General features: G+C 69.2%; 13 protein-coding genes and 1 riboswitch. Of the genes, 9 read left to right on the top strand and 4 right to left on the bottom strand.

Features of this window, described 5'->3' with window-relative positions; translation table 11 throughout:
- The first annotated feature begins 141 nt into the window (after positions 1–141).
- The 4 genes from JOD97_RS10865 (at position 142) to JOD97_RS10850 (ending at position 12,756) form a co-directional block, all read left to right on the top strand.
- Positions 142–6,042, top strand: coding sequence for a YDG domain-containing protein (locus tag JOD97_RS10865; RefSeq protein WP_209716442.1), 5,901 nt, complete (start codon positions 142–144; stop codon positions 6,040–6,042).
- 165 nt (positions 6,043–6,207) lie between these two features.
- Entirely contained in the window at positions 6,208–7,803 is a 1,596-nt protein-coding gene (locus tag JOD97_RS10860; protein WP_209716439.1) for a ShlB/FhaC/HecB family hemolysin secretion/activation protein, read from the top strand.
- Between the two features lie 20 nt (positions 7,804–7,823).
- Entirely contained in the window at positions 7,824–11,918 is a 4,095-nt protein-coding gene (locus JOD97_RS10855) for an S-layer family protein (RefSeq protein WP_229264268.1), read from the top strand.
- Between the two features lie 34 nt (positions 11,919–11,952).
- Complete coding sequence (locus JOD97_RS10850; RefSeq protein ID WP_209716436.1) at positions 11,953–12,756, top strand: FecR domain-containing protein; 804 nt, start codon at positions 11,953–11,955, stop codon at positions 12,754–12,756.
- A 23-nt stretch (positions 12,757–12,779) separates the two neighbouring features.
- Here the strand turns inward: JOD97_RS10850 and JOD97_RS10845 are convergent, their stop codons facing one another.
- The 4 genes from JOD97_RS10845 to JOD97_RS10830 form a co-directional block, all read right to left on the bottom strand.
- Positions 12,780–13,988, bottom strand: a complete 1,209-nt coding sequence (locus tag JOD97_RS10845) for an SLC13 family permease (RefSeq protein ID WP_209716433.1) — start codon at positions 13,986–13,988, stop codon at positions 12,780–12,782.
- Positions 13,989–14,046: 58 nt separating this feature from the next.
- Positions 14,047–14,733, bottom strand: a complete 687-nt coding sequence (locus JOD97_RS10840; RefSeq protein WP_209716430.1) for a hypothetical protein — start codon at positions 14,731–14,733, stop codon at positions 14,047–14,049.
- A gap of 518 nt (positions 14,734–15,251) precedes the next feature.
- Positions 15,252–16,619, bottom strand: coding sequence for a sigma-54 dependent transcriptional regulator (locus JOD97_RS10835; protein ID WP_209716427.1), 1,368 nt, complete (start codon positions 16,617–16,619; stop codon positions 15,252–15,254).
- On the bottom strand, positions 16,610–17,923 hold the full coding sequence (locus JOD97_RS10830; RefSeq protein ID WP_209716423.1) for a HAMP domain-containing sensor histidine kinase: 1,314 nt from the start codon (positions 17,921–17,923) through the stop codon (positions 16,610–16,612). Before JOD97_RS10830 ends, JOD97_RS10835 begins: the two co-directional genes overlap by 10 nt.
- A 164-nt stretch (positions 17,924–18,087) precedes the next feature.
- On the opposite strand from JOD97_RS10830, the gene JOD97_RS10825 reads away from it, so the two are divergent.
- The 5 genes from JOD97_RS10825 to JOD97_RS10805 all read left to right on the top strand — a co-directional run bounded on the left by JOD97_RS10825 (position 18,088) and on the right by JOD97_RS10805 (position 26,066).
- A complete protein-coding gene (locus tag JOD97_RS10825; protein WP_229264267.1) occupies positions 18,088–20,319 on the top strand; it encodes a cation-translocating P-type ATPase in 2,232 nt (743 codons plus the stop codon).
- A 4-nt stretch (positions 20,320–20,323) separates the two neighbouring features.
- Positions 20,324–20,716, top strand: a complete 393-nt coding sequence (cueR, locus tag JOD97_RS10820) for a Cu(I)-responsive transcriptional regulator (RefSeq protein ID WP_209716420.1) — start codon at positions 20,324–20,326, stop codon at positions 20,714–20,716.
- 42 nt (positions 20,717–20,758) lie between these two features.
- Positions 20,759–20,979, top strand: a riboswitch (cobalamin riboswitch).
- Positions 20,980–21,042: 63 nt separating this feature from the next.
- The gene (locus JOD97_RS10815; RefSeq protein ID WP_209716417.1) at positions 21,043–21,639 is read left to right on the top strand and encodes a MotA/TolQ/ExbB proton channel family protein; all 597 of its coding nucleotides are present in this window, start codon (positions 21,043–21,045) and stop codon (positions 21,637–21,639) included.
- A gap of 7 nt (positions 21,640–21,646) precedes the next feature.
- On the top strand, positions 21,647–21,982 hold the full coding sequence (locus tag JOD97_RS10810) for a DUF2149 domain-containing protein (RefSeq protein ID WP_209716414.1): 336 nt from the start codon (positions 21,647–21,649) through the stop codon (positions 21,980–21,982).
- Complete coding sequence (locus JOD97_RS10805; protein ID WP_209716411.1) at positions 21,969–26,066, top strand: cobaltochelatase subunit CobN; 4,098 nt, start codon at positions 21,969–21,971, stop codon at positions 26,064–26,066. The genes JOD97_RS10810 and JOD97_RS10805 overlap by 14 nt, the downstream gene beginning before the upstream one ends.
- Positions 26,067–26,087 lie beyond the last annotated feature (21 nt).

Genomic DNA, 26,087 nt, shown 5'->3' with positions numbered 1-26,087 from the left:
ACACTTCAAGTAATATTTGTTTCCCGACGGATATATTGCGGCGTGTTCCGCACGCCCGTGCCGTCACCCATTCGATTGCACCCGCCCACGTGCCGCCACGGCGCGCCGGGTTGACGACCAGCGCCGATAGAGGAAGTCTTCATGAAAGCAGATCTTGATTGCCAACGCCAACGCCCTTTGCGGCGCAAGCTGCTTGTCGTGCTGGTGGCCGCCTGTTACGGCGCCGTCCAGGCCGCGCCCGTCAATCCGAGCGTGGCGGCGGGGCAGGCCAGTTTCAACTTCCAGGGCAAGACGTATTCGATCACCAGCACGCCCAACACCATCATCAACTGGCAGGGCTTCTCGCTGGGCGCGGACGAGGTGGCGCGCTTCATCCAGCAAAGCGCCGACAGTAAGGTGCTGAACCGCATCACCGGCCAGGACCCCAGCGTCATCCTCGGCTCGCTGCAGTCGAACGGCAAGGTGTTCCTGATCAATCCGAACGGTGTGCTGTTCGGCGCCGGCTCGCGGGTCGACGTCGGCGGCCTGGTCGCCTCCAGCCTGGCGATCTCCAACGCCGACTTCCTGGCCGGTAAAAACAGCTTCGGCGGCGGCGCCGACGCCGGCAAGGTGGTCAACCAGGGCACGATCACCACGCCGGCCGGCGGGCAAATCTTCCTGAGCGCGCCGGCTGTGGAAAACAGCGGCGTCATCTCCTCGCCCAACGGCGACATCGTGCTGGCGGCCGGCCGCAGCGTGCAGTTGTTCGACTCGCGCGATCCGAATGTGCAGGTGGTGGTGTCGGCGCCGGCCGACCAGGCGCTCAACCTGGGCGCCATCGTCGCCCGGGGCGGGCGCGTGGGCGTGTACGGCGCGCTGGTCACGCAGCGCGGCACGATCAACGCCGACAGCGCCGTCATGGGCGCCAACGGCAAGATCGTCCTCAAGTCCAGCCGCACCACCTTGCTCGAGGCGGGCAGCACGACCAGCGCGCGCGGCACCGCCGACGGCAACCTCAACACCGGCGGCGACATCGTGCTGCTGGGTCCGCAGGTCGGCCTGACCGGCAACGCCGTGGTCGACGCCAGCGGCGGCGCCGGCGGCGGCACGGTGCTGGTGGGCGGCGACTACCAGGGCCGAAACGCGGCCGTGCCGAACGCGCAACAAGCCTACGTCGGCCGGGACAGCGTGATCCGGGCCGACGCCACCGGGCGCGGCGACGGCGGCAAGGTCATCGTCTGGAGCGACCGGGCGACGCGGGTGTTCGGCGCCATCTCGGCGCGCGGCGGCGCGGCCGGCGGCAACGGCGGCCTGGTCGAGACGTCCGGCCATTACCTCGACATGCAGGGCCGGGTCGACACGCGCGCGCCGCTGGGCGCGACCGGCACGCTGTTGCTGGACCCGAGCGACATCTACATCGCCAGCGACAGTGGCGCCGCGGCGGCCGCCGGCATGACGGCCGGCGCCACGCCCGTCAACAACGGCGGCGTGTTCATGGAAACGGGCGCCGTGGCCGATTCGCTGCTGCTGACCAGCACCTTGCGAAACGCGCTGGCGACCACCGACGTCACCGTCAGCACGGCCAACGGCGCCGGCACCGGCGGCGGCAAGATCAGCGTGGTGAGCCCGCTCGCGTGGACCTCGACGCACGGCCTGACCTTGAACGCCGACGGCGCCATCCTGCTCGGCCAGCCGCTGTCGGCGGGCGGCGATCTGACCCTGAACGCCGCCGGCACCATCGCCGCCTTGTCGGAGGTCCGGGTCGGCGGCACCTTCACCTTGGCGGGCGGTAACTGGTCGCAGACCGGCGCCTTGCCGACCTTCGCTGCGCAGGATTTCCGGCTCGCCGCCGGCACCTTCGTGCGCGCCACCGGCGGAGACGGCAGCGCGTCCGCGCCGTATCTGCTGGCCGACGTCTACGGCTTGCAAGGCGCGGCCACGCTGCCGTCGTCGACGTGGTACAGCCTGGCCGGCAACATCGACGCCGCCGGCACCGCCGCATGGAACGCGGGCCAGGGCTTCGCGCCGATCGGCAACAGCGACCATCCGTACGCCGGCACCTTCAACGGCAACGGCCACGCCATCGCCGGCCTGACCATCGGGCGCGCCGGCAGCGGCAACGTCGGCCTGTTCTCGGTGCTGGGCACGGGGACGATCAAGAACCTGACGCTGGACGGCGGCAGCGTGCGCGGCGGCGTCAACGTCGGCGCCGTGGTGGGCGCCGCGCAGGCCGGCGGTGTCATCGACAACGTCCATGCGTCGGCCACCGTCACCGGCGTGACCAACGTGGGCGGGCTGGTGGGCGACAACGGCGCGGCGATCGGCAACGCCAGCGCCAGCGGCACGGTCACCGGCCTGGCCGGCGCCGACGCCGCCAATATCGGCGGCCTGGCCGGGCGCAACGTGGGCGCCATCCGCGCCTCGTCGGCCAGCGGCGCGGTCGACACGACCGGTTTCGGCTATGCGGGCGGCCTGGTCGGCAGCAACACCAATGACGGCTCGCGTATCGGCGCCATCACCGCTTCGCACGCGGACGGCAAGGTGACCGGCACCGGCGAGATCGTCGGCGGCCTGGTGGGCGACAACAACGGCGGCACGATCAGTGTCGCCTACGCCAGCGGCGACGTCCAGGGCGGGCGCAACGTCGGCGGCCTGGCCGGCCGCAACGCCGTCCTCAACGGGCAGGGCGGCACCATCGCCGATGTCTACGCCACCGGCGGCGTCAGCGGCAACGGGCTGGACGTCAACCTGTCCCACCAAAACATGGGCGGGCTGCTGGGCGAGCTGTTCTCCGGCAGTGTCACCAACGGCTACAGCGCCGGCGGCGTCGACGGCGCCGCCTTCTCCGGCGGCGTCAACGGCATGGTCGGGGCGCTGGGCGCCGGCGTCCTGAACAACGGTTACTTCAACGCCGACGCCGCCGGCACCGCCTCGGACGCGGCCGGCACGGCGCTGACCGGGAAGCAGAGCCGGCTGCAATCGAGCTTCGCCGGCTTCGATTTCTCCACCGTGTGGCGCAACTACGACGGCCACACCACGCCGCTGTTGAAAAGCCTGCTGACGCCGCGCACCATCGTCGTCAGCGGCGGCGGCAGCGGCGTCACCAAAACCTATGACGGCGCCAGCGCGGCCTTCACCGGCACCGCCAGCGGGGTGGTCGCCGGCATCAACGGCACGCTCGGCTACGATGGCGCCGTCAACGCCGGCACTTACGATGTCGGCGGCTTGTGGTCGACCCAATACGACATCAGCTACACCGGCAGCAACGCGCGGCTGACCATCCAGCCGCGCACCGTCACGGCCACCGTCAGCGGCAGCAAAACCTACGACGGCGTGGCCTACATGGAACAGCCGGCGACCTACGTGTTCAGCAACCTGGTCGGCGGCGACACGCTGGGCGTGTCCGGCCTGGTGCGCTTCAGCGACAAGAACGCCGGCACCGGCAAGGCGATGAGCGTGGCCAATCCCGTGCTCACCAACAACGAGCTTGGCAACTACGTGCTGGGCGGCGCCATCGGCGGCAGCGGCAGCATCGCCAAGGCGCCGCTGGCGCTGTCGGGCTTGAGCGTGGCCACGCGCCGCTACGACGGCACGACCGCGGCCCAGCTCGGCGGCAGCGCGTCGGTGAGTGGCGTCTACGGCGACGACGTGGCGCTGACCGGCGTGGTCGGCGGCACGGCCACCTTCAACAATAAAAACGTCGGCGCCAACAAGCCCGTCACGGTCGGCGTCGGCGGCCTGGGGCTGACCGGCGCCGACGCCGGCAACTACGTGCTGGTGTCGCCGTCCGATCTGGTGGGCGAGATCACGCCGGCGACGCTGACGGTGGCCGGCCTCACGGCCAACAACCGCGTCTACAACCTCGACTACGACAGCGCCTCGGCCACCGTGGGCCGGCGCGCGGCGTTGAGCGGCGGCGCGCTGGGCGGCGTGATCGGCACCGACCAGGTGGCCATCGGCGGCGCCAACGCCACCTTCGCCGACAAGAACGTCGGCGTGGCCAAGAGCGTCACCGTCAACGGCATCACGCTGAGCGGCGCGGACGCCGGCAACTATGTGGTGGGCAGCCTGCCGGGCGGATTGACGGCCGATATCACGCCGGCCGCACTGACGGTGTCGCTGGCCGCGCGCGAGTACAACAACAGCGCCGCCGGCACCTTCACCGGCGCCACGCTGGGCGGCGTGCTGGGCGCGGATGTCGTGGCGCTGGCGGCGGGCGGCGCCACCGCCGCCTACGCCGACAAGAACGCCGGCGTCGACAAGCTGGTCGCGATCGGCGGCAGCGTCGGCCTGTCCGGCGCCGACGCCGGCAACTACCGGGTGGCGCTGGCGAAGGGCACGATCACGCCCCGGGCGCTGGCGACGTGGACGGCGAGCGGCGGCGGCCTGTGGAGCGACGCCGGCAACTGGCAGGACGGCGTCGCGCCCTCGGGCGCCAACGTGCTGGCGGCCGCGGTCAACAACACCGGTGGCGTCGTCACCTACGACAGCGGCGCCGGCGCCACCACGCTGACGTCGCTGCGCGCGAGCGGGCAGGGCGTGCGCGTGACGGGCGGCACGCTGACCTTGAGCGGCATCGGCGACGCCGCCTCGTACGCCAACGGCGGCGGCTTGATGCTCGGCGGCGGCGCGCTGGTGCTCAACGGCGAGATGCAGATCAGCAACCTGGTGCTCGGCGGCGGCGTGTTGTCCGGCACCGGCGCCGCCACCCGGCTCGACATCGGCACCCTGGCGCAGAGCGGCGGCGGCATCGATATCGACGGCGCGCTGACCGTGGGCAACGGCGGCGATATTTCGATCGGCAACGTGCGCGCCAAGGCCGGCATCACGCTCAACGCCGCGCACGGCGCCATCACCCAGAGCGGCGCGCTGGTGACCGACAGCCTGCAGGCGTTCGCGGCCAACGGCATCGCGCTGACCGACGCCGGCAACCATGTCGGCGCCTTCGGGGCGGTGGCCGGTGGCGGCGGCGATATCACGCTGAAAAACACCGTCTCCAGCGGCGAGCTGGCGCTGGGCGGCATGAGCACCGGCGGCAACATCGTCATCGACAACACCGGCGGCATCCACACCACCGGCGACATCGCCGGCGCCGGCGGCCTGGTGTCGATCACCGCGCACAGCCCGATCACCATCAACAATCAGATCAGCGCCGCCAACATCGTGCTCGACGCCAGCAGCGACATCCGGCTGGCCCAGCATTCGTCGCTGAACGCCGGCGCGTCGATCGGCCTGAACGCCGGCGGCAACATCGTCTTCGGCGGCAAGCTCAGGGTGCCGTCGAGCGGCCGCATCAGCGCCACCGCCGCCAACGGCAATATCACGTCGCTGGAGGGGGCCACCATCGACAGCGGCGGCGGAGCGGTGACGTTGACGTCGGTGCGCGGCGCGATCAACGTGCCGTCCTACGTATTTATCGGCCAGACCGTGCCGACGCTCAATGACGGCGGAGCGGCGGCGGCCGACGCCGCCGCCAAGGCCGCCGCCGACGCCGCCGCCGCCAAGGCCGCCGCCGACGCCGCCGCCAAAGCGGCTGCCGATACCGCCGCCAAGGCTGCAGCCGACGCCGCCGCGAAGGCTGCCGCCGACGCCGCCGCCAAGGCTGCCGCCGATGCCGCCGCCCAGGCCGCCGCCGACGCCGCCGCCAAAGCGGCTGCCGATGCTGCCGCCCAAGCCGCCGCCGATGCCGCCGCCAAAGCGGTTGCGGACGCCGCCGCCCAAGCCGCCGCCGATACCGCCGCCAAGGCGGCCGCCGATGCTGCAGCCAAGGCCGCCGCCGACGCCGCCGCCTCCAAGGCCGCCGCCGACGTCGTCGCCGTACTGGCGGCGACGCAGGGGCGTCCGGCCGAACCGGTCGGGCAGGCGCTCAACGCCACCGTCAATGTGATCAATGCCGTGGCGACGACCGCGCCGAAGACCGGCGCCGACGCGCCGAACCAGACCAAGCGCCCGGAGGACGCCAAAAACGGCGGCACCGCGCCCGACAAGGAGCTCGCGGCGCGCGATGGCGGTGGCGACGGCCCCAAGGCGTCCACGGCGGCGAAGAAAATGTATTGCAACTAGGACTGCCCGAAATCCAACACTTGTGCCGACGATTTAACAGTTGAAAATTGCAATTGAGCATCATTCGGGCGCCGAACATGTTAACATCGGAGTTGCCGGAGAGTCTGGGTGTCAAATAATTAACATTCCCGGCGGACGATAGCGAAACAAATTTCAAGAGCGGATATGACCTATAGATTACAGCGCCTGCTAGCCAGCTCCATCCTCGCCGTGGCGGTCGCCCCGGCCTGGGCGGCGGAGCCCGCCGTGGAAAGCGCCGCTATCAGCTTCGAGATTTCGCGTTTCGACGTCCAGGGCAACACGCTGCTGCCCCCACAGCGGATCGACCAGCTGCTGACGCCCTTCACCGGCAAGTCGCGCGACTTCGGCGACGTCCAGCGCGCGCTGGAGGCGCTCGAGGGCGCTTATCACGCGCAGGGCTACGGCGCCGTCACCATCGAATTGCCAGAGCAGGAACTGAACCGCGGCGTGGTGCTGCTGCGCGTGGTGGAGGCCAAGATCGGCCGCGTCGCCGTCAAGAACAACCAGTATTTTGACGAGGCCAACATCCGCCGCAGCCTGCCGGCGTTGCGCGAGGGCCGCACGCCGAACTTGAAGGAGGTCTCGGCCAACCTCAAGCTGGCTAACGAGAGCCCTGCCAAGCAGGTCACGCTCAAGCTGCAGGGCGGCGAAAAAGACGACGAGGTCGACGCCGTACTGGAGGTCAAGGACCAGCGCCCCTGGAAGGCGATGGCCAACGTCGACAACACCGGCACCGAGCAGACCGGCAAGACCCATCTGGGCTTCGTGCTGCAGAACGCCAACCTGTTCGGGCGCGACCATCTGGCCTCGCTGCAGTACACCACCTCGGCCGAGGAGCCGGGCCGGGTCAAGGTCTACGGCGCCGGCTACCATATTCCGCTGTACGCGCTAGGCGATTCGCTGGACTTCTTCGCCAGCTATTCCAACGTCGATTCGGGCACCATCGCCGCCGGCGCGTTCAACCTGGCCGTCAGCGGGCGCGGCGCGGTCTACGGCGCGCGCTACAACCAGGCGCTGGCCAAGCGCGGCGACTACGAGGCGCGCCTGACCTACGGCGTCGACGTCAAGGCGTTCAAGAACAACGTCGAGCTGGTGGGCCAGCAACTGGGCAACCTTGGCAACGACGTCACCGTCCACCCGATCAGCATCGGCTACACCGGCAGCCTGCCGTTGACGGCGGGCGAGGTGGGCGGCCAGATCACTTTGCTGCGTAATATCTCCGGCGGCTCCAAGGGCGGCCAGAGCGACTTCACGCTGGCGCGCACCGGCGCCAAGGCCGACTACACCGTGCTGCGCCTGGGCGGTAGCGTCACGCGCGCGCTGGCCGGCGACTGGCAACTGCGCGCCATCGCCAACGGCCAGTACACGCGCGACGCGCTGATACCGGGCGAGCAGTTCGGCGCCGGCGGCGCGACGTCGGTGCGCGGCTTCGTCGAGCGCGAAATCTCCAACGACTCCGGCGTCGCCGTCAATCTGGAGGCGTACACGCCCAACCTGTGCGCCCGCGCGGCGTGGAACTGCCGCCTGCTGGGCTTCTTCGACAACGCCTACATCAAGCGCAACCACGCGCTGCCGGGCGAGCTGGAAAGCACCTCTATCGGCAGCGCCGGCGTGGGCGCGCGCCTGCTGCTGTCGACCTACGTCAATCTGCAACTCGACTATGGCCACGTGCTGCGCGCCGGCGCCACCGGTCACGCCGACGCCAACCGCCTGCACCTGCGTTTGGGTCTGGCTTATTGAACGCTCAAAGAAGACATCCAATGAAAAGCCACCAGACCCCCTCCAGCCGCCGCACCAGCCGCCAGCCGTCGTCCGCGAAGCTGCGCCGCAAGGTGCTGGCGATGCTGGTGGCCGCGGCCTTCGGCACGGCCCAGGCCAACCCGGTGGCGCCGACGGTGGTGCATGGCGCGGCGACCTTCACCCAGCAGGGCAATCTGTATTCGATCACCAATACGCCCAACACCATCATCGACTGGCGCAGCTTTTCGGTCAACGCGGGCGAGATCACCCGCTTCATCCAGCAAAGCGCCGACAGCAAGGTCCTGAACCGCATCACCGGCCAGGACCCGAGCCGCATCCTGGGCGCGCTGCAGTCGAACGGCAAGGTGTTCCTGATTAATCCGAACGGTGTGTTGTTCGGCGCCGGCTCGCGGGTCGACGTCGGCGGCCTGGTCGCCTCCAGCCTGGCGATTTCCAACGCCGATTTCCTGGCCGGTAAAAACAGCTTCAGCGGCGGCGCCGACGCCGGCAAGGTGGTCAACCAGGGCACCATCGCCACGCCGGGCGGCGGCCAAATCTTCCTGGTCGCGCCGGCGGTGGAAAACAGCGGCGTCATCTCGTCGCCCAACGGCGACGTGGTGCTGGCGGCCGGTCATAGCGTGCAGTTGTTCGACTCGCGCGATCCGAATGTGCAGGTGGTGGTGTCGGCGCCGGCCGACCAGGCGCTCAACCTGGGCGCCATCGTCGCCAGGGGCGGGCGCGTGGGCGTGTACGGCGCGCTGGTCACGCAGCGCGGCACGATCAACGCCGACAGCGCCGTGCGCGGCGAGCGTGGCCAGATCGTCCTGAAGGCCTCCGGCACGACGATGCTGGAAGCTGGCAGCGTCACCAGCGCCACCGGCGCCAACCTCAACACCGGTGGCGACATCGTGCTGTTGGGCGCGCAGGTCGGCTTGACCGGCAACGCGGTGGTCGACGCCAGCGGCGCTGCCGGCGGCGGCACCGTGCTGGTGGGCGGCGACTACCAGGGCAAGAACGCGGCGCTGCCGAACGCGCGGCAAACCTTTGTCGGCAGCGATGTGACGATCAGCGCGGACGCCGGCGCCGTCGGCGATGGCGGCAAGGTGGTGGTCTGGAGCGACGAGGCGACCCGCATGCACGGCACGCTGTCGGCGCGCGGTGGGGCCGCTGGCGGCAACGGTGGCCTGATCGAGACCTCCGGCCATTATCTGGACGTGGCCGGCGCGCGGGTCGGCGCCGGTGCCGTCGCGGGCGGGCGCCACGGCACCTGGCTGCTCGACCCCTACGATATCTCCGTGGTCAAGGATTCCAGCAGTTCGGCCACCTTGTCCGATCTGACCCCGTTCGGCCAGGCCGACAGCGGCGTGACCGAGGTCGATGCCGCTTTGCTGAGCGGCGCCACGGCCAACGTGGTGCTGCAGGCGCGGCACGATATCACGTTCGGCGCGTCGGTCAACAATACGCACAGCGGCGTGGGCCTGACGGCGCAGGCGGGCAACGACATCAACGTCAACGCCTCGCTGGCGATGACCGGCGCGATCCGGCTGTCGGCCAACGACGACGGCGCCGGCACGGCGAGCGGCGGCGCCGTGACCATCGCGTCGATTCCGGCCAACACCACGATCGAGAGCCGGGGCCACACGGTCTCGCTGGCGGGGGCCGCCGTCAACGTCAACGGCAGGATCAACGCCGGCGCCGGCGGCGTGGACCTGAGCGGCGGTATGATCTATGGCGCCGGCGCCATCACGGCCGGCGATTTAAGCGTCACCGGCGGCGATGTCGGGCTGACCGGCGCCAACGTGGTCGGCGGCGTCCATGGGACCAGCGCCGAGCGCTTTGTTTTCACCAGCGCCGGCGATATGGCCATCAACGGCACGGGTATCAGCGCCGGCGGCCAGTTGACGCTCAATGCGGCCGGCGTGACGGTGGCGAACAACGCGACCGTCACCGGCGGCGATATCAGCATCACGGCCGGCGCGCTGTCCCTGGGCAGCGGCGCCCGCATCAGCGGCAAGGGCAGCGGCGCCAAACTGCTCATCACGTCGGTGGGCGATGTCAACGTCGGCACCGGCGCCGGTTCGAGTGGCGGCGCGATGGCGTTGACCGAGGACGCGCTCAAGAAAATCGACAACGCCGATGTCACCATCGCCAGCACCGGCGGTGTGGTCGCGGTGAGCGGTTCGCTCGATTTGTCGGGCGCGGGCATCGGCAATTTGACGCTCGGAACTGGGCGCACCCTCGCCGTGCAGGTCGACGCCGCCACCCGGGTCGACGGAACGTTGGCGATGAACGCCGCGGCGGTGACCGTCGACGCGGCGATCAATGCCGGCGTCGTGGACATCGCGGCCAACTCGCTGGACCTGAACGCCAGCGTCACCGGCAACCTGGCCAGCATCCGGCCGGCCAGCGGCGGCTATCACATCGAGTTGGGCGGCGCCGCGTGCAGCAATTCGACCAATTGCATGCTGGTCAAGGACATCCGCTTTCTGAAGGTGCCGACGCTGGTTATCGGTAGCGAGGATGCGGATCAAAACGTGACCGGCATTGCCGTTGCCGGCATCACCTCCGGCGGCAGCTCGCTGTCGCAGCGCAACGCCGACACCACCAGCATCGCCCTGCTAAGCCACGGCGGTAGCATCACGCAAACGGGCGCCATCAATGTGCAGAACCTGGCGCTCGCCAACGCGGGCGGCATCACGCTGGCCAACGCCGGCAACGTGGTGGGCAACCTGGCGGTGTCCCAGCAAGGCGCCGGCAATCACCTTGTGTTCAAAAACAGCAGCAATGTGGCTGTCGCCAACCTGCTCGCCGCCGGCCTGTACGAGATCAACGGCATCGGTACGGACGGCAATGTGACGCTCGACGTCGGCGGCTCCATCACCAGCGCCGGCGGCCGCATCACCGCCGATCATTTGACCATGTACGCCAAGGGCGGAATCGGCTCGGCCAGCGCCGCGGTGCCGACGACGGTCTCGCAGCTGGCGGCGGTCAACACCGCTGGCGGCGGCAGTACGGCGCCGATCAATATCGCCAACCTCAACAACGACGCCCATGCGGATACGCTGACGGTGACGAAGGCGCAGCAGCTTTCCGACGGCGGCATCAACAACGGCGCGATCACGATCGATAACACCGGCGGGATGCGGATCGCGGCGGCGACGGGCGATGGTTTGTACGGCGTGAGGACCCTCGCCGGCGACATCACGCTGCAAACCCATAGCCCGCTGACGATCGATGGCGTGATCGCCTCGGCGGCTGGCGATATCAATCTGGCGGCTGGCGACAGCTATGACCAGACCAACACAATGACCTTTGGCAGTGGGGCCAGCGTGATTTCGGTCAGTGGTTCGGTGACGATCGCGGCGACTAATTTTGCGTTCGCCCAAGGTAGCAGGATCGCCGGCGCGAATGGCGGCTATACGCAGAATACGTGGACGCCGACGCCAACGCCAACGCCAACGCCAACGCCGACGCCAACGCCGACGCCAACGCCAACGCCAACGCCAACGCCGGATCCGACGCCGACTCCAACGCCGACGCCGACGCCAACGCCGGATCCGACACCGACGCCGACACCGATGCCGGATCCGACTCCAACGCCAACGCCAACGCCGGATCCGACACCGACGCCGACACCGACGCCGACGCCAGCGCCGGATCCGACTCCAACGCCGGTGCCGACGCCGGCGCCAGTGCCAACGCCGACGCCAGTGCCAACGCCAACGCCAACGCCAACGCCAACGCCTACACCGACGCCAGTGCCTACACCGACTCCAACGCCAGTGCCGGTGCCTACGCCAGTGCCTACGCCAGTGCCTACACCGACGCCAGCGCCTGCACCTACGCCATCGGCGAATATCTGCAGCATCGCGCCGAATTCCGCGCTATGCCAGATATTGTCGCCGCCTAGCGCGACCGAGCCGGTCAAACCGGTGCAGCTGGCAAGCACGGAAGTCATCAAAACGATCACTCGCAGCACCGCCGCTCCGTCCTCGGGGACCGGCGACAAGACCGACGCGCCGTTGTCGAGCGAACCGAAGTCGCAAAACGGTACCACCACCACCGAAAACACCGGAAAACAAAATGTCCCTGCTAAGAAAACCTACTGCAACTAGGCATGTTGCAACCAAGAGCCTGCTCCAGGCGGTAATGCTGCTGGTGCTGTGTGGCGTGGTCGGCGCGAGCTGGGCGGCGCAGGTGGCCGGCACCATCACCCAACTCAGCGGCCCCTTGCTCGCCAAGAAGGTCGACGGCGCGGTCCGCATCCTCTCGCTGCGTTCGGAGGTGGAAAGCGGCGACACGCTGGTGACGGAAAAGAACACCTACGCGCTGGTGAAGTTCATCGACAACAGCGAAATCACGCTCAAGCCGGGAACCACGTTCAAGGTCGAGAACTTCGCCTTCGACGCCGCCAAGCCGGACGGCGACCAGGCGTCGTTCAGCCTTGTCAAAGGCGGACTGCGCTCGGTCACCGGCCTGCTGGGCAAACGTAACAAGGAAAAGTTCTCGATGAAGACCCCGGGTGCCACCATCGGCATCCGTGGCACCACCTTCATCGCCGAGATGGAGGAACCGTCGGCCGAAGCCGTGGCCGCGCGCGAAGCCTACCTGATGGCCAGCACCGCGTCGCTGGACCCGCTGGCGGCGCCAGTGCGGCCGCTGATGCTGGCGCAGGGAACGTCCGCGCCGCCGTCGCCGAACGGCGCGCGCGCGCCCGGCCTGTATGTTCAGGTCATCGACGGCATGATTTCGGTGTCCAACAACGGCGGGTCGACGAACTTCAGCGCCGGCCAGTTTGGCTACACGGCGAGCGTGATGGTACCGCCGGTGGTTGTTCCGACCAATCCCGGGATCAAATTCCTGCCGCCGCCCGTGTTCAACAGCAGCACGACGACGCCGGGCACCGGCGCCGGCGCGCCCAAATCCGCCGCCGTCGACTGCGAGGTCCGGTAGTCCGCGGCTCCGGCCCAAGGCCGTTATCCGCGCACCCACAGCGGCAACAGCGCCGCCGCCAGACCGGCCGGCATCACCACCGCGCCCAGGGACAGGAAGCGCCACGCGCCCACCCGCACGCCCTCGCGCCTGAGCGCCGTCAGCCACAAAATCGTCGCCAGCGATCCACTCACCGACAGATTCGGCCCCAGGTCGATGCCGATCAGCGCCGCCGCGCGCAGCGCGCTGGAGGCGCCGACATGGTCCAGCGTGGCCGCGCCCAGCAGGCCGGCCGGCAGGTTGTTGAACAGGTTGCAGGCCAGCGCGAGCAGCGCGGCGGTGAGGCCGCCGGCGCCGTCCGGCCAGCGCGCCTGCAACGCTTGCAGCTGCGCGCCCAGCGCGGCGACCACGCCGTGCTGCTGCAACGCTTCGATCAGCACAAACAGGCCGGCCACCATCAGCAGCACATCCCACGACAGCGCGCGCAGGGTCGCCGTCGGCGCGCTGCGCGAGCTCACACTGGCCAGCAGCAGCGCGATCACCGCCGCCGCCAGGGTGGCGGGGCCGAGCGGCACGCCCAGCGCCGAGGCCACGCCCAGCAGCAGCGCCGTGCCGGCCAAGGCGCCGACGGTCAGGCGGCCGGCCGCGGTCAGGCGCGGCACCGCGATATCGCGCCGGATCGACACGGCCAGCTCGCCGCGCAGCAGCAGGTACAGAGCGACGCCGGTGGCGGCGATCGCGCCCAGCGACGGCAGAAGGAATAGATCCAGCCACTGTCGCAGGCCGGGCATGTGCTCGCCGAACATCACCAGGTTGGCGGGATTCGACACCGGCAGCACGAAGCTGGCGGCGTTGGCGACAAAGGCGCAGATGAACAGATAGGGTAGCGGCGGGGCGTCGACGGCACGCGCCACCGCGTACACGGCGGGCGTCAGGACGACGGCGGTGGCGTCGTTCGACAGCAGTGCCGTGACCACGGTGCCGGACAGGTAGACCAGTAAAAACAGGCGATGGCCGGAGCCGGCGGCGGCGTGTGCGGCGTGCGCAGCCAGCCAGTCGAACACGCCGTGGCGGCGTCCCAGCTCGGCCAGCAGCATCATGCCCGCCAAAAAAAGATAGACGTCCCAGCCGCGCGCGATGCCGCTGACGATGCGTGCCGGCTCGATCAGATGCAGCAGCGCCAGCGCCAGCACCGCCAGCGTCGCCCAGACGGCTTCCGGCACGCGCCACGGCCGCAGTACGATGCCTGCCATGGTCAGGCCGGTGATGAGCCATAGTGTATTTTCAGTCGACACGCGGTGCGTACTCCGATTAAGGTTGATTGGCCGGCGCCGGCCGTGCCGGCGTCGCCCTGGCCGCCGCGCGCGCCGCTTCCAGGTCCGCGCCGGCCGCGATGGCCTCGATCGCCACGCCGGCGCCGCCGCGCGTGCCGATGCCGATCGCGGCGAACGGCTGGCCGCGCGTTAGCCGTGTGCGGACCAGGTCCGGACGAAAGTAGACGACGCCACCGTTGACGAGGATAACGCCATTGGCTTCGCCGCGCGGCCCGTGCAGCACAAGGTCGATGGTGCCCGCCACTTCCAGACGTTGCAGCGGCGCGCGCGCGCGGGGAGGCGCGGCGGGCGCGCCGGAAGGCTCGTCGTCGATGGTGGCGCCCGAGGCCAGGTTCACCACGGCGACGGCGCGGATGGCGCCATCGTCGGCGACGTTGCCGATGACGCGGATGCGGTCGCCCGGCGCGGCGGCCGCGCCGATGCGCGCCCCCAGGTGGGGGGCGAACAGCACCAGCGTGCCATCGGTCAGCCGCAGGCCGTTCGAGTCGCCGTAGGGCGTGCTCAGATGGCGCGCCACGGTTCCTTCGGCCACCAGCGCAGGCATGGCCGACGCCGGCCCGTGCGGCGGCGGTGATGGCGCCGCCGCTGCCCCGCCGAAGCGCAAGCCGCAGAGCGCCACCGCCAGTACGGCGGCGCGCGTCCGGGTGACCAATGCCGTTCTCACGACCGTGTTATCGCTGGTCGACCGGTGGCGGTGGCGGCGTTGGCGTGCCGGGTGCCGGCGGCGGCGCGTCCAGCGGCGGTTTTTTGCCGTCCGGGGCGCGTGGCTTGGGCGGCGGCGCCGGTTGAACGGACTTGCCGCGCTGGGCGTGCGCTTTCGGCGGCGGTGGTGGGGGTGCGTCCGCGCCCGGTGGTGGCGGGACAGGCGATCCCGGTGGCGGAGGTGGCGCCGGCTGGTCTGGTGGTGGCGCCGGTTGACCCGGCGGCGGTGGAACCGGATCGGTTTGCGGCGGGGCTGCGGATGCGGCGGTCGCCAGCGACAGTGCGATTACCAGCATGGGGTATTTAAGAACATTCATGACTATCTCCTTGTGTGATGTCGAGGGGTGGTACCCATGACTATGCAGATAGCGTGCCATGCCTGAAACGGCCATTTATGGCGCTGCGCCAGCCCGGGTGTCCGAGTCTGTGACACCCCGGTGTCAATGGAACGGACAGCTGTCCGCCGCGCGGTGCACACGGTTACTCCAGCTGATATTGCGCCAGCTTGCGGTACAACTGCTGGCGTGACAGGCCGAGACGGCGGGCCGCCTCGCTGCGGTTGCCACCGGCCGCTTCCAGCGCGCGGCAAAGCATGGCCAGTTCGACCTGCGCCAGCGCGTTTTCAAGCGTGCCATCCCAATCGACGTCCGCGACCGCCGCCGGCGCCGCGTTATCGGCCGCCTTGCCTGCGGGGCGGGGCGCGCCGATACCCAGGTGCTCGACCTCGATCAAGTCGCCCTCGCTGAGGGCGACGGCGCGCTGTATCGTGTTGCGCAGCTCGCGCACGTTGCCCGGCCAGTCGTGCGCGCGCAGGGCGCGCAGCGCCGGCTCGCTCAAACGTTTGCCGCGGCCGCCGGCGTGCGCGCGTAAAAAATGCTCGGCCAGCAGCGCGACGTCGCCCGCGCGGGCGCGCAGCGGCGGCAGTGTGATCGTGATGACCTGCAGCCGGTACCACAGGTCGGCGCGGAAGGTGCCGGCGGCCACTTCGGCCTCCAGGTCGCGGTGCGTGGCAGCGACCACGCGCAGGTCCACCGGCTGGCTGTGGCGCGCTCCCAGTGGCGTGACTTCGCGCTCTTGCAGCACGCGCAGTATCTTGGCCTGGGTCGGCAGCGCCATGTCGCCGATCTCGTCGAGGAACAAGGTGCCGCCGTCGGCTTCGCGGAAGCGACCCGGCCGATCGGCGCTGGCGCCGGAAAACGCGCCTTTGACATGGCCGAACAGCTCACTCTCGAGCAGTTCGGCGGGGATCGCCGCGCAGTTGACGGCCACGAACGGTCCGGCCGCCCTGGCGCTGTTCTGATGCAGCGCCTGCGCCACCAGTTCCTTGCCGGTGCCGGTCTCGCCCAGCACCAGCACCGAGTTGTCGCTGTCGGCCACCAGGCCAATACGCTTGAAGATGGTCCGCATCTCCTCGCTGTTGCTGACCATCTGTTCGTCGGCCTGGACGCCGTCGTCCGGCGGCGGTGGCGCGTGGCGCGCGGCTTGCTCGCCGGCCTTGAGCGCGCGGCCCAGCGCCACGGTCAGCGCGTCGCGGCCGAGCGGCTTGGTCAGGTGGTCGAACGCGCCGAGGCGCATCGCCTCGATGGTATTGGAGCCGCTGGCGTAGGCCGTCAGCATCATGCACGGCACGCCGGGCGCGATGGCGGCGGCCGCTCGCAGGAAGGCCAGGCCGTCGTCCCCGGGCAGGCGCAAATCGACAATGGCGGCGGCGACGCCTCCGTCGGCCAGGCCGCGCAGGCCGGCCTCGCAGCTGGCGGCCTGGCGCACATCGTGGCCCAGATCCTCCAGCGTCTCGGCCAAGGTCGCGCGAAACGCCGCGTCGTCGTCGACGATCAGGATCATGGCCATGGCAGCTCCAGTTCTATGCGGGTGCCGGTGCCCGGTTGCGCGGCCAGCGCCACGCGGCCGCCGTGGGCCTGGACCACCTCGCGTACCACGGCCAATCCCAGTCCGGTGCCGCCCGCACGGCCGGTCACCAGCGGATCGAATAACGTTGCCCGCAATGCCGGCGGCACGCCGCTGCCGTCGTCGGCCACCCAAAGACGCAGCAACGCGGCGTCGCGCGCCGCGCCCACTTCGACATGGCCGCCGGCGGGGGTGTGGGCCAGCGCGTTCAACACCAGATTGTCGATCACGCGCTCCATTTGCGCCGGATCGAACAACGCCTTGTCGCGCGATGCGTCCTCCAGACCCGGTTGAAGATCGAGTTTTAACTCCACACCGAGATCGGCGGCCGCCTCGGCGTGCTCGCGCACGCGCTGCGCAAGCCAGTCCGCAAGCGCCACCGGCGCGCGTTGCGGATGGAAGGAGCGGGTCAGCGCGAGCAGGCTCGATACCAGCGTTTCGAGCCGCCGCACCTGCAGCAGCGTGGTGTGCAGCGCCGCCTCGGTGCGCGCCTGGCGCCGCTCCGGCGGCGCCGCCAGCGCGTTGTCCACCTTCATGCGGATGGTGCCGAGCGGGTTGCGGATCTCGTGCGCCAGGCCGGCCGCCAGCCCGCCCAGCGCGGCCATGCGTTCGCTGGCCACCAGCAGCGCCGACAGGCGTTGCGCCTCGCGCCCCCAGCGCGTCAGCAGCAGGGCGAAGCCGGCGCCGGCCAGCACCAATGAACCGAGCAGCAAACCGAGGGCCAGGATCAGATGTTTGAGCGCGCTGTCGGCGATGGTCGCCACCCGGGTCAAGGTCCAACCGGCCACGTTGGCGGTTACCGGACAGGCGCTATAGACGACCGCCTCGCGCAATCCCGGCCGCACCTCGCCGACCGGGGCGCCGGCGGCCAGCGCCTGCTCCGACAACGCCGCCAGCCGTGGCAGCTCGGCCGCCGGCGCGTCGGTCTTGACGCCGCTGCCGTCGTAGGTCGGGAAGGCGTAGGCGAACACTCCGCGATCACGGTCCCACAGGCCGCCCTCGACGCCGGCGTCCTCGCGCAGGGCCATATCGACGACGGCGCGCGCCGTCGCATCGCCGCCGCCGGCACCGATGTCGATGCGCTCACCGCCGGCGCGCATGATCTGGCACAGCACGGCGGCGCGCGCACGGGCCGTCGAGACCTGCCAATCGGCGCCCTGGCGGCCCAGTTGCAGCAGCAGCCAGACCAGCACCACCACCATGGCGGCGATGGCCGTCCATAGCCACAGCAGATCGCGTTTTAACATTCCGCCCAGCGCCACATCGACCTTTCGTGTCCTGTTGTTTTGCCAATTGTAGCTGCGATCCCGGCGGTTTCCGTGCGGGCGCCAACGCGCGCGCAAAAAAACGCTTGACCTTCCAATCGTGGGATACTTGAAGCTGGCGTTAATAACCTGCCATATGAATGACCATGATGAGTGCAACCCCTGAAAAACTAGTCTCGCAATCGATCAAGATCGAAGGCATGAGCTGCGCGTCCTGCGTCGGACGGGTCGAGCGCGTGCTTGGCGCCGTGGAGGGCGTCGAGCAGGTCAGCGTCAACCTGGCGACCGAGATGGCGCGCGTCGAATCGGCGCGTCCGCTCGACTTCGCGCTGCTGCAACGGGCGGTCGACAAGGCCGGCTACCAGGCCAGCCCGGCGCCGGCGCCGTTCGCCCCGGCCGCGCCGCCGGTGACGCCACCCGGCACCGGCGGCCGCGCGGTGCTGCTGGCGGCGCTGCTGTCGCTGCCGCTGATCCTGCCGATGCTGCTCGAAGTGGCCGGCGTCCACTGGATGCTGGACGGCCGCGTTCAATTTTTGCTGGCGACGCCGGTGCAGTTCTGGCTCGGCGCGCGTTTCTACCGGGCCGGCTGGCTGGCCGCGCGCGCCCGCAGCGGCAATATGGATTTGCTGGTGGCGCTGGGCACCAGCGCCGCCTACGGGTTGAGCATCTACCAGCTGCTGACCGCCACCTCGGCCACGCCGCACCTGTATTTCGAGGCCTCCGCCGTCGTCATCACGTTGGTGTTGCTGGGTAAATGGCTGGAGGCGCGCGCCAAGCGGCAGACCACGTCCGCGATCCGCGCGCTGCAGGTGCTGCGGCCGGAATCGGCGCGCGTGCGACGCGGCGATCGCGATGTCGAGGTACCGATCGCGCAGGTGCTCGCCGGCGAGACGGTGGTGGTGCGGCCGGGCGAGCGCATTGCCGTCGATGGCGTGGTGCTCGAAGGCGCCAGCCATGTCGACGAGGCCCTGATCACCGGCGAGAGCCTGCCGGTGGCGCGCCATGCCGGCGACCGCGTGGCCGGTGGTGCCATCAACGGCGAAGGTATGCTGCTGGTGCGCGTGACGGCGGTCGGCGCCGAGAGTACGCTGGCGCGCATCATCCGCCTGGTGGAGGACGCGCAGGCGGCCAAGGCGCCGGTGCAGCATCTGGTGGACCGCGTCAGCGCGGTGTTCGTGCCGGTGGTGCTGGCGCTGGCCCTGCTGACGCTGGCCGGCTGGTGGCTGGCGACCGGCGACGGCGAGCGCGCCATCATCAACGCGGTGGCGGTGCTGGTGATCGCGTGTCCGTGCGCGCTTGGTTTGGCGACGCCCGCCGCCATCATGGCCGGCACCGGCGTGGCCGCGCGTTACGGCATCCTGATCAAGGATGCGGAGGCGCTGGAACTGGCGCATCGCATCACCACGGTGGCCTTCGACAAAACCGGCACGCTCACGGAGGGCAAGCCGTCGCTGGCCGCCTGCGAACCGGCGCCCGGCGCCATCGACAGGGCGCGCCTGCTGCAGCTGGCGGCCGCCGTGCAGCGGGGCAGCGAGCATGCGCTGGCCTACGCGGTGCGACAAGCCGCCGGGGAGGCGGCCGGCGCGCCGGTCTCCTCCGACATCACCGCGTTGCCCGGACGCGGGGTCGCGGCGACGGTCGACGGCATGCGGCTGATCCTCGGCAGCACGCGTTTGATGGAAGAGCAGGGCGTCGTGCTGACGGCACTGGCCGCGCGCGCCGACGAACTGGAACGGCAAGGCCTGACCGTCTCCTGGCTGGCCGCCGCGGACGCGCCGCCATCGGGGCGCGCGCGCCTGCTTGGCCTGCTGGCCTTCGGCGACCGCGTCAAGTCGCAGGCCCGCGCCGCGATCGAAGCGCTGCACGCGCTGCGGATCGATACCGTGCTGCTCACCGGCGACAACCAGGGCAGCGCCGATCATGTCGGCGCCACGCTCGGCATCGGGCGTGTGGTCGCCAACATGCTGCCGGCCGATAAAGCCGCCGCCATCGGCGCCATGAAGCACAAGGACAAGTGCATCGCCATGGTGGGCGACGGCATCAACGACGCGCCGGCGCTGGCCGCCGCCGATGTCGGCATCGCCATGTCCAGTGGCACCGACGTTGCCATGCACGCGGCGGGCATTACGCTGATGCGCGGCGACCCGGCGCTGGTGGCCGCCGCGATCTCGATCTCGCGCCGCAGCTACAGCAAAATCCGCCAGAATCTGTTCTGGGCTTTCATTTATAACCTGGTCGGCATTCCGCTTGCCGCCTTCGGCCTGCTCAATCCCATGGTCGCCGGCGCAGCGATGGCGCTCAGCTCCGTCAGCGTGATCAGCAACGCGCTGCTGCTGCGCCGCTGGAAGCCGCCGGTCCAAGCCATCGTCAAGGAGTGACGCCATGAACATCGGACAAGCGGCCAGCGCCTCGGGCGTTTCGGCCAAGATGATCCGCTACTACGAGAGCATCGCGCTAATCCCGCCGGGCCGGCGCAGCGACTCGGGTTACCGTATCTACAGCGAGAACGACCTGCATGCGCTGCGCTTCGTCAAGCGCGCGCGCACGCTGGGCTTCTCGCTGGACCAGATCCGCGAGCTGCTGTCGCTGTGGCAGAACAAGGAGCGCGCCAGCGCCGACGTGAAACGCATCGCGCTCGGCCACGTCGAGGAACTCAACCAGCGCATCGCCGAGCTGACCGAAATGCGCGACACGCTGCAAACGCTGGCGCGCTGCTGCAAAGGCAACGACCGGCCCGATTGTCCGATACTGCAAAGCCTCGCCGATCCCAAGTAGGCCTCAGGCCCACGCCGATCTGTCCGGCCGCGTCGGAACCACGTATAATCGCCAGGTTTTGGTGCTCGCGCGTCCGTCCGGACCGCGGTTAAACGGGAAACATGGAGCCGGCCCACGCCAGCCAACATGTGCTGCCCCCGCAACGGTAAACAAGCGTCGTCGCCGACGACGATCCGCCTCGCTATACCACTGTGCGTTCGCATGGGAAGGTCGGGCGGATTTGCTTGCGAGCCCGGATACCGGCCAAAGAGGTGGAGGCGCCCAGGCGCCTTCTTTCAATCCGCTCACGGGGAGGTGAGCGGATTGCTTCTGTCGCTGGATCATTCATGCCAAATTTACCTGCCGACGCGGCCATCCGCTCGATCGAGACGCTGCTGTATTCGATTTCCAACGTGCTGTATCTGCCCGTGCTGCTGGGGATAGCGGCGCTGACTCTGTACATGCTGGTGTGCTTCGGCACCTTCGGCGCCGAATGGATCGAGCGCCGGCGCGGGGTCCGCATGCTGGTGGCCACCGCCCGGCATGACATGGCGGCCGTGTTGACCGCGCAGGAAGGCGAGCCCGGACTCGATGCGCGCCTCGAGCGGGTGGTGCAGCGCGCCGATGCCGCCGGTGTGCGCCGGCTCGACGGCGTGCGCTTCGTGGTGCGGGTCGGCCCGGCGCTCGGCCTGATGGGCACCCTGATCCCGATGGGTATTTCGCTGGCCGGCCTGGCGCAGGGCAACCTGCCGAAGATGGCCGAATCGATGACCACCGCGTTCACCGCTACCGTGGTCGGCCTGGCGTGCAGCGTATGCGCGTATGTCCTGAGCTTGGTGCGCGAACATTGGCTGCGCAGCGACCTGACCGACATCGCCTACGCCGCCGAGGCGATGCTGGCGACGCACGGACACAAGCCGCACCTGATGCGCGTGGAGGCCTGAGACAACCATGCGATTTATGAACCGCCACCGCTACAGCCGCATCGGCGAGCACACCGAGGACCCATTGGCCGGCGTCGCCAACCTGTTCGACGCCAGCATCGTCTTCATCGTCGCCATGATGCTCGCGCTGTTCTCGGCCTGGAACATGATGGACCTGCTGGACCCGAATTCGGAGGTCACGATCGCCAAGAAAAGCGCCGACGGCCGCGTCGAGGTGCTGACCAAGAAGGGCGCCGAGATTTCGGTGAGCCGCGTCAGCGACAAGCCGCTGTCCGGCGCCGGCAAACGCCTGGGCACCGCCTACCAGCTGCCCGACGGGAAGGTCGTGTATGTACCCGAATAAGCGCTTTGGAACACTGGAAGTCGTTTTACTGCTGCTGATCTCATTCTTCATCGTCGGCTACGTGCACTCGGCGCAGGCGCCGCGCACCCTGGCGCTGATGCTGGGCGATGTCGAATCGCGGCCCGCCGTGCTGGCGGTGCGCGGCTTGCAGGCGGAATTGAAGGAGCTGAATGTCGTCATCCGCATCATCCCCGCCAACGGCATGACGACGGCCGACCGCGACGCGCTGGCCAGCGCCGACGTGGCGGTGGTCAACGCCAAGGGACGCTTGGCGATGGCGGGATTGACCGACGAGCTGCGGGCGCTGCGCAAGGCGCGCCATCCGGTGTTCGCCGTCGGCGGCGCCATCGACGACAGCATGCGGGAGTTGGGCGTTCAGGACGACAAGGCCATCCAGCAGTATCACAGCGAGGGCGGCATCGAGAACATGGGCAACCTGCTGCGTTACATCCTGCGCAACCAGTTTGGCGCGACCTTGACGGTGGCGCCGGTGCACGCGATGCCGGACGTAGGTCTGTACGATGTCGCGGCCAACCGCACCTACGGCAGTTACGAGCACTATTTGCAGGGTTATGCCAACTACAAGACCGGCGCGCCGTGGATCGCCGTGCCGTTCTACCGCGCCAGCCTGGTGGCGGGACAAACCCTGCCGCTGGCGACCATCGTCGCGCGGCTCGAGGCCAGTGGCTACAACGTGCTGCCGGTGTTCGGCTATCCGTACGACGTGCCGCTGCGCTTCCTGCTCGACGAAAACGGCAAGAGCCGCGTCGACCTGATCGTCGCGCTGGGCATGAAGGTTGGCGGCACCGCCAACACCGGCGCGCTGCTCGACAAGATCGGCGTCCCGGCGATCAACGCCATCACCCTGAGCCAGCACACGGCGGCGCAGTGGCGCGAATCGAAGATCGGCCTCGATATCATCGAACGCACCTGGCAGCTGGCCGGCGCCGAGGTGGCGGGACTGATACAGCCGACCGTTGTCGCCAGCCGTGAGCGCATCAGCGACGCGCAAACCGGCCTGGCCTACGTCGAGGAGACGCCGATCGGCGAGCGCATCGACCGTCTCAACGAGCGGGTGGCCGCGTGGCTGGCCTTGCGCCAGAAGGCCAATGGCGACAAGCGTATCGCCATGATCTACTTTAACTATCCGCACGGCTCGGAGACGATAGGCGCGGCGTATCTGAACGTGCTGCCGGAGAGCCTGTGGCAAATCGTCCAGCGCCTCAAGCGCGACGGCTACCAGACCGGCGACGCGCTGCCGGCCGGCGAGGCCGAGCTGCAAGGCGAGATCCAGCAGTGGGGCAATTACCCGGGCAAGTCCAAGGGCGACTACATGGCGGGCCTGAAGCATCTGGCCGAGAGCGGCCAGGCGCTGCTGGTGCCGCTGTCCGACTACCAGGCATGGTTCGCGAAACTGCCGCAAGCGCTGCGCGATTCGATCCTGGCGTCGTGGGGCAAGCCGGAAAGCGCGCCGGTGCTGTGGCGCGACGCCAAGGGCCAGCCATTCTTTGTCTATCCGGCGCGCCGCTTCGGCAACGTGCTGATGGCGCCGCAGCCCGGCCGCGCGTGGGAGCAGAACCTGGAGAAGCTGCATAACGAGGTGAGCATGCCGCCGAGCCACGAGTACATCGCCTTCTATCTGTGGCTGCAAAAAAGCTTCCAGGCGAACGCCGTCATGCACATCGGGACCCACGGCACGCAGGAATGGCTGACCGGGAAGGAGGCCGGCCTGTCCGAGGATGATCCGACCGAGGCGCTGATCGGCGCCATGCCGAACATCTACCCGTACGTGATGGACGACGTGGGCGAGGGCATCCAGGCCAAGCGCCGCGGCATGGCGACGATCATCGACCATATGACGCCGCCGTTCGATATCGCCGGCCTCAATCCCGACCTGCGCGAGCTAGGCGCGCTGCTGAACGACTACCGCGTGGCCGAGCAAAAGAGCCCGCTGCTGGCGCGCAGCCACCTGGTGGCGCTGAACCGGATCGCGGCCAGGAGCGGCGTGTTGAAGGACATGAAAACGACCGGCCTCAAAACCGAAGCGGACATGGAGGCGCTGGAAGAGTATCTGGATGATACCGGCAACAAGCTGACGCCGTTCGGCCTGCACACCTTCGGCGTGGCGCCCACCAGGGAGCTGCGCAACGCCACCGCGCGCGCGGTCGTCAGCCTCGATACCGGCGCCACGGCCGAACAGAAGACCAAACGCGTCGCGCAACTGGAAAACGATATCGAGCGCAGCGCGGCCTTGGAGCTGGACCGCCTGATGGAGGCGCTGTCCGGGCGCTACATCCCGACCGGCGCCAGCGCGGACCTGGTGCGCAATCCGGACGCGCTGCCAACGGGCCGCAATTTCTTCGGCCTCGATCCGTCGCGCATTCCGAGCAAGACCACCTACGAGGCGGGCGCGAAACTGGCGGGGCAGCTGGTGGACGACTACCGCAAGCGCCACGGCGTCTATCCGGACAAGTTGAGCATGAACCTGTGGGGCGTGGAGACCTCGCGCCACGAAGGCATCATGGAGGCGCAGGCGATGTCGCTGATGGGCGTGCGCCCGACCTGGGATGAACGTGGCCGCGTGACCGGCGTCGAGGCGCTGACCCGCAAGGAGCTGGGGCGCCCACGGGTCGATGTCACCTTGATTTCTTCGGGCCTGTTCCGCGACCTGTTCGGCAATCTGCTGGCGCTGATGGACAAGGCGGCGCAACTGGCGCAGCAACAGGACGACCTGGGCGCAGCCGCCGACACCGGACCGTCGGGCAACGTGATGCAGGAGCATAGCCGCAAGACCGCCGCCGTGATGCAGGCGAACGGCATCTCCGCCGACGAGGCGTGGCGCATGGCGTCGGTGCGCATTTTCGGCGTGCCGAGCGGCGCCTACGGCACGCAGATCGAAAAGCTGATCCCGCTGACGAACGCCTGGAAGAACGAAAAGGAAGTGGCGGACGTGTTCATCAACCGCATGAGCCACCCGTTCGGCGCCGGATACTGGGGCGACGACAAGGCCGATCCCGTCCAGCGGCGCGAGTTGTTCAAGCAGGCCATCAGCGGCAGCAAGATCGCCCTGCACAGCCGCTCCAGCAATCTGTTCGCGACCCTGGACAACGACGACTTCTTCCAGTATCTGGGCGGCACCGCGATGGCGATTCGCAGCGTCGACGGCAAGACGCCGGAGGTGGTGGTCAGCGATCTGTCCAACCCGCGCAAGCCGGGCCACAAGACGCTGGAGCAGTACATGGGCCAGGAAATGCAGTCGCGCTACCTGAACCCCAAGTGGGCCGATTCGATGCTGAAGGAAGGCTATTCCGGCGCGCGCTACATCAACCGCGTGGTCGATTATCTGTGGGCCTGGCAGGTGACGGTGCCGGAGGTGGTCGATAGCGGCAAGTGGCAGCGTATGTACGACACCTACGTGGCCGACCGCCATGGCTTGAAGGTGCGCGAGCGATTCGCGGCCAGCGGCAACCTGCGCGCCTGGCAGGCCGTGACCGACCGCATGCTGAGCGCCATCGAGCGTGGCTACTGGCAGCCGAGCGGCGAGGTGCGAGAGAAGCTCGCGCAGCAGAACGCGCGGGCGATCAGGGAAGCCGGCGTCGCGTGCAGCGCCGACTCGTGCAGCAAGGCGACGTTGAAGATCGCACCGGAGTTCACCGGACAGTTCGTGCCCAACGTCGGCTCCAATCCGGCGATCGCGCGCGGCGCGGCGGCGGCCGGCCGTGCCGGCGGATCGGCGCCGTCGGCGCAGCCGGTCGCGCCGCCGCCGGGGCAGCAGGCCAACGACGCCGCGATGCAGGCCGCACTGGCGGATTTGCAGGTGTTGCAGGCGAAGTCGCAGGAGCTGCAACCGATGCCGGCGCCGCGCGCCAAGGCAAAGCCGGCCGACCCGGCACCGGCATCGTTTGCGAAGACCGAGCCGGCGGACGCCAAGGTAAGCGGCTTCGAAATGCAGACGCTGTCCAACCTGACGCCGGCGCAGAAGACGGTGGGTACGCTGGCCCTGCTGGCACTGGCGGCCGGCCTGGTGGGCGCGGGTTATTTGGGACGGCGTAAGAAGTTGAAGGACTTGCTGAATCAGCGTTGACCCATATCACGCATGCTCCGT

It is taken from the genome of Duganella sp. 1411, assembly GCF_017833525.1.
GTDB lineage: Bacteria > Pseudomonadota > Gammaproteobacteria > Burkholderiales > Burkholderiaceae_D > Rugamonas.
This window is presented reverse-complemented; position numbering and strand designations above follow the sequence as displayed.

Coding starts and splice junctions, on each gene's coding strand:
- JOD97_RS10845 (WP_209716433.1), bottom strand. CDS start 13,988: ATGGCAGGCATCGTACTGCGGCCGTGGCGCGTGCCGGAAGCCGTCTGG.
- JOD97_RS10830 (WP_209716423.1), bottom strand. CDS start 17,923: ATGTTAAAACGCGATCTGCTGTGGCTATGGACGGCCATCGCCGCCATG.
- JOD97_RS10865 (WP_209716442.1), top strand. CDS start 142: ATGAAAGCAGATCTTGATTGCCAACGCCAACGCCCTTTGCGGCGCAAG.
- JOD97_RS10810 (WP_209716414.1), top strand. CDS start 21,647: ATGCGATTTATGAACCGCCACCGCTACAGCCGCATCGGCGAGCACACC.
- JOD97_RS10850 (WP_209716436.1), top strand. CDS start 11,953: ATGCTGCTGGTGCTGTGTGGCGTGGTCGGCGCGAGCTGGGCGGCGCAG.
- JOD97_RS10835 (WP_209716427.1), bottom strand. CDS start 16,619: ATGGCCATGATCCTGATCGTCGACGACGACGCGGCGTTTCGCGCGACC.
- JOD97_RS10815 (WP_209716417.1), top strand. CDS start 21,043: ATGCCAAATTTACCTGCCGACGCGGCCATCCGCTCGATCGAGACGCTG.
- cueR (WP_209716420.1), top strand. CDS start 20,324: ATGAACATCGGACAAGCGGCCAGCGCCTCGGGCGTTTCGGCCAAGATG.
- JOD97_RS10805 (WP_209716411.1), top strand. CDS start 21,969: ATGTACCCGAATAAGCGCTTTGGAACACTGGAAGTCGTTTTACTGCTG.
- JOD97_RS10855 (WP_229264268.1), top strand. CDS start 7,824: ATGAAAAGCCACCAGACCCCCTCCAGCCGCCGCACCAGCCGCCAGCCG.
- JOD97_RS10860 (WP_209716439.1), top strand. CDS start 6,208: ATGACCTATAGATTACAGCGCCTGCTAGCCAGCTCCATCCTCGCCGTG.
- JOD97_RS10825 (WP_229264267.1), top strand. CDS start 18,088: ATGATGAGTGCAACCCCTGAAAAACTAGTCTCGCAATCGATCAAGATC.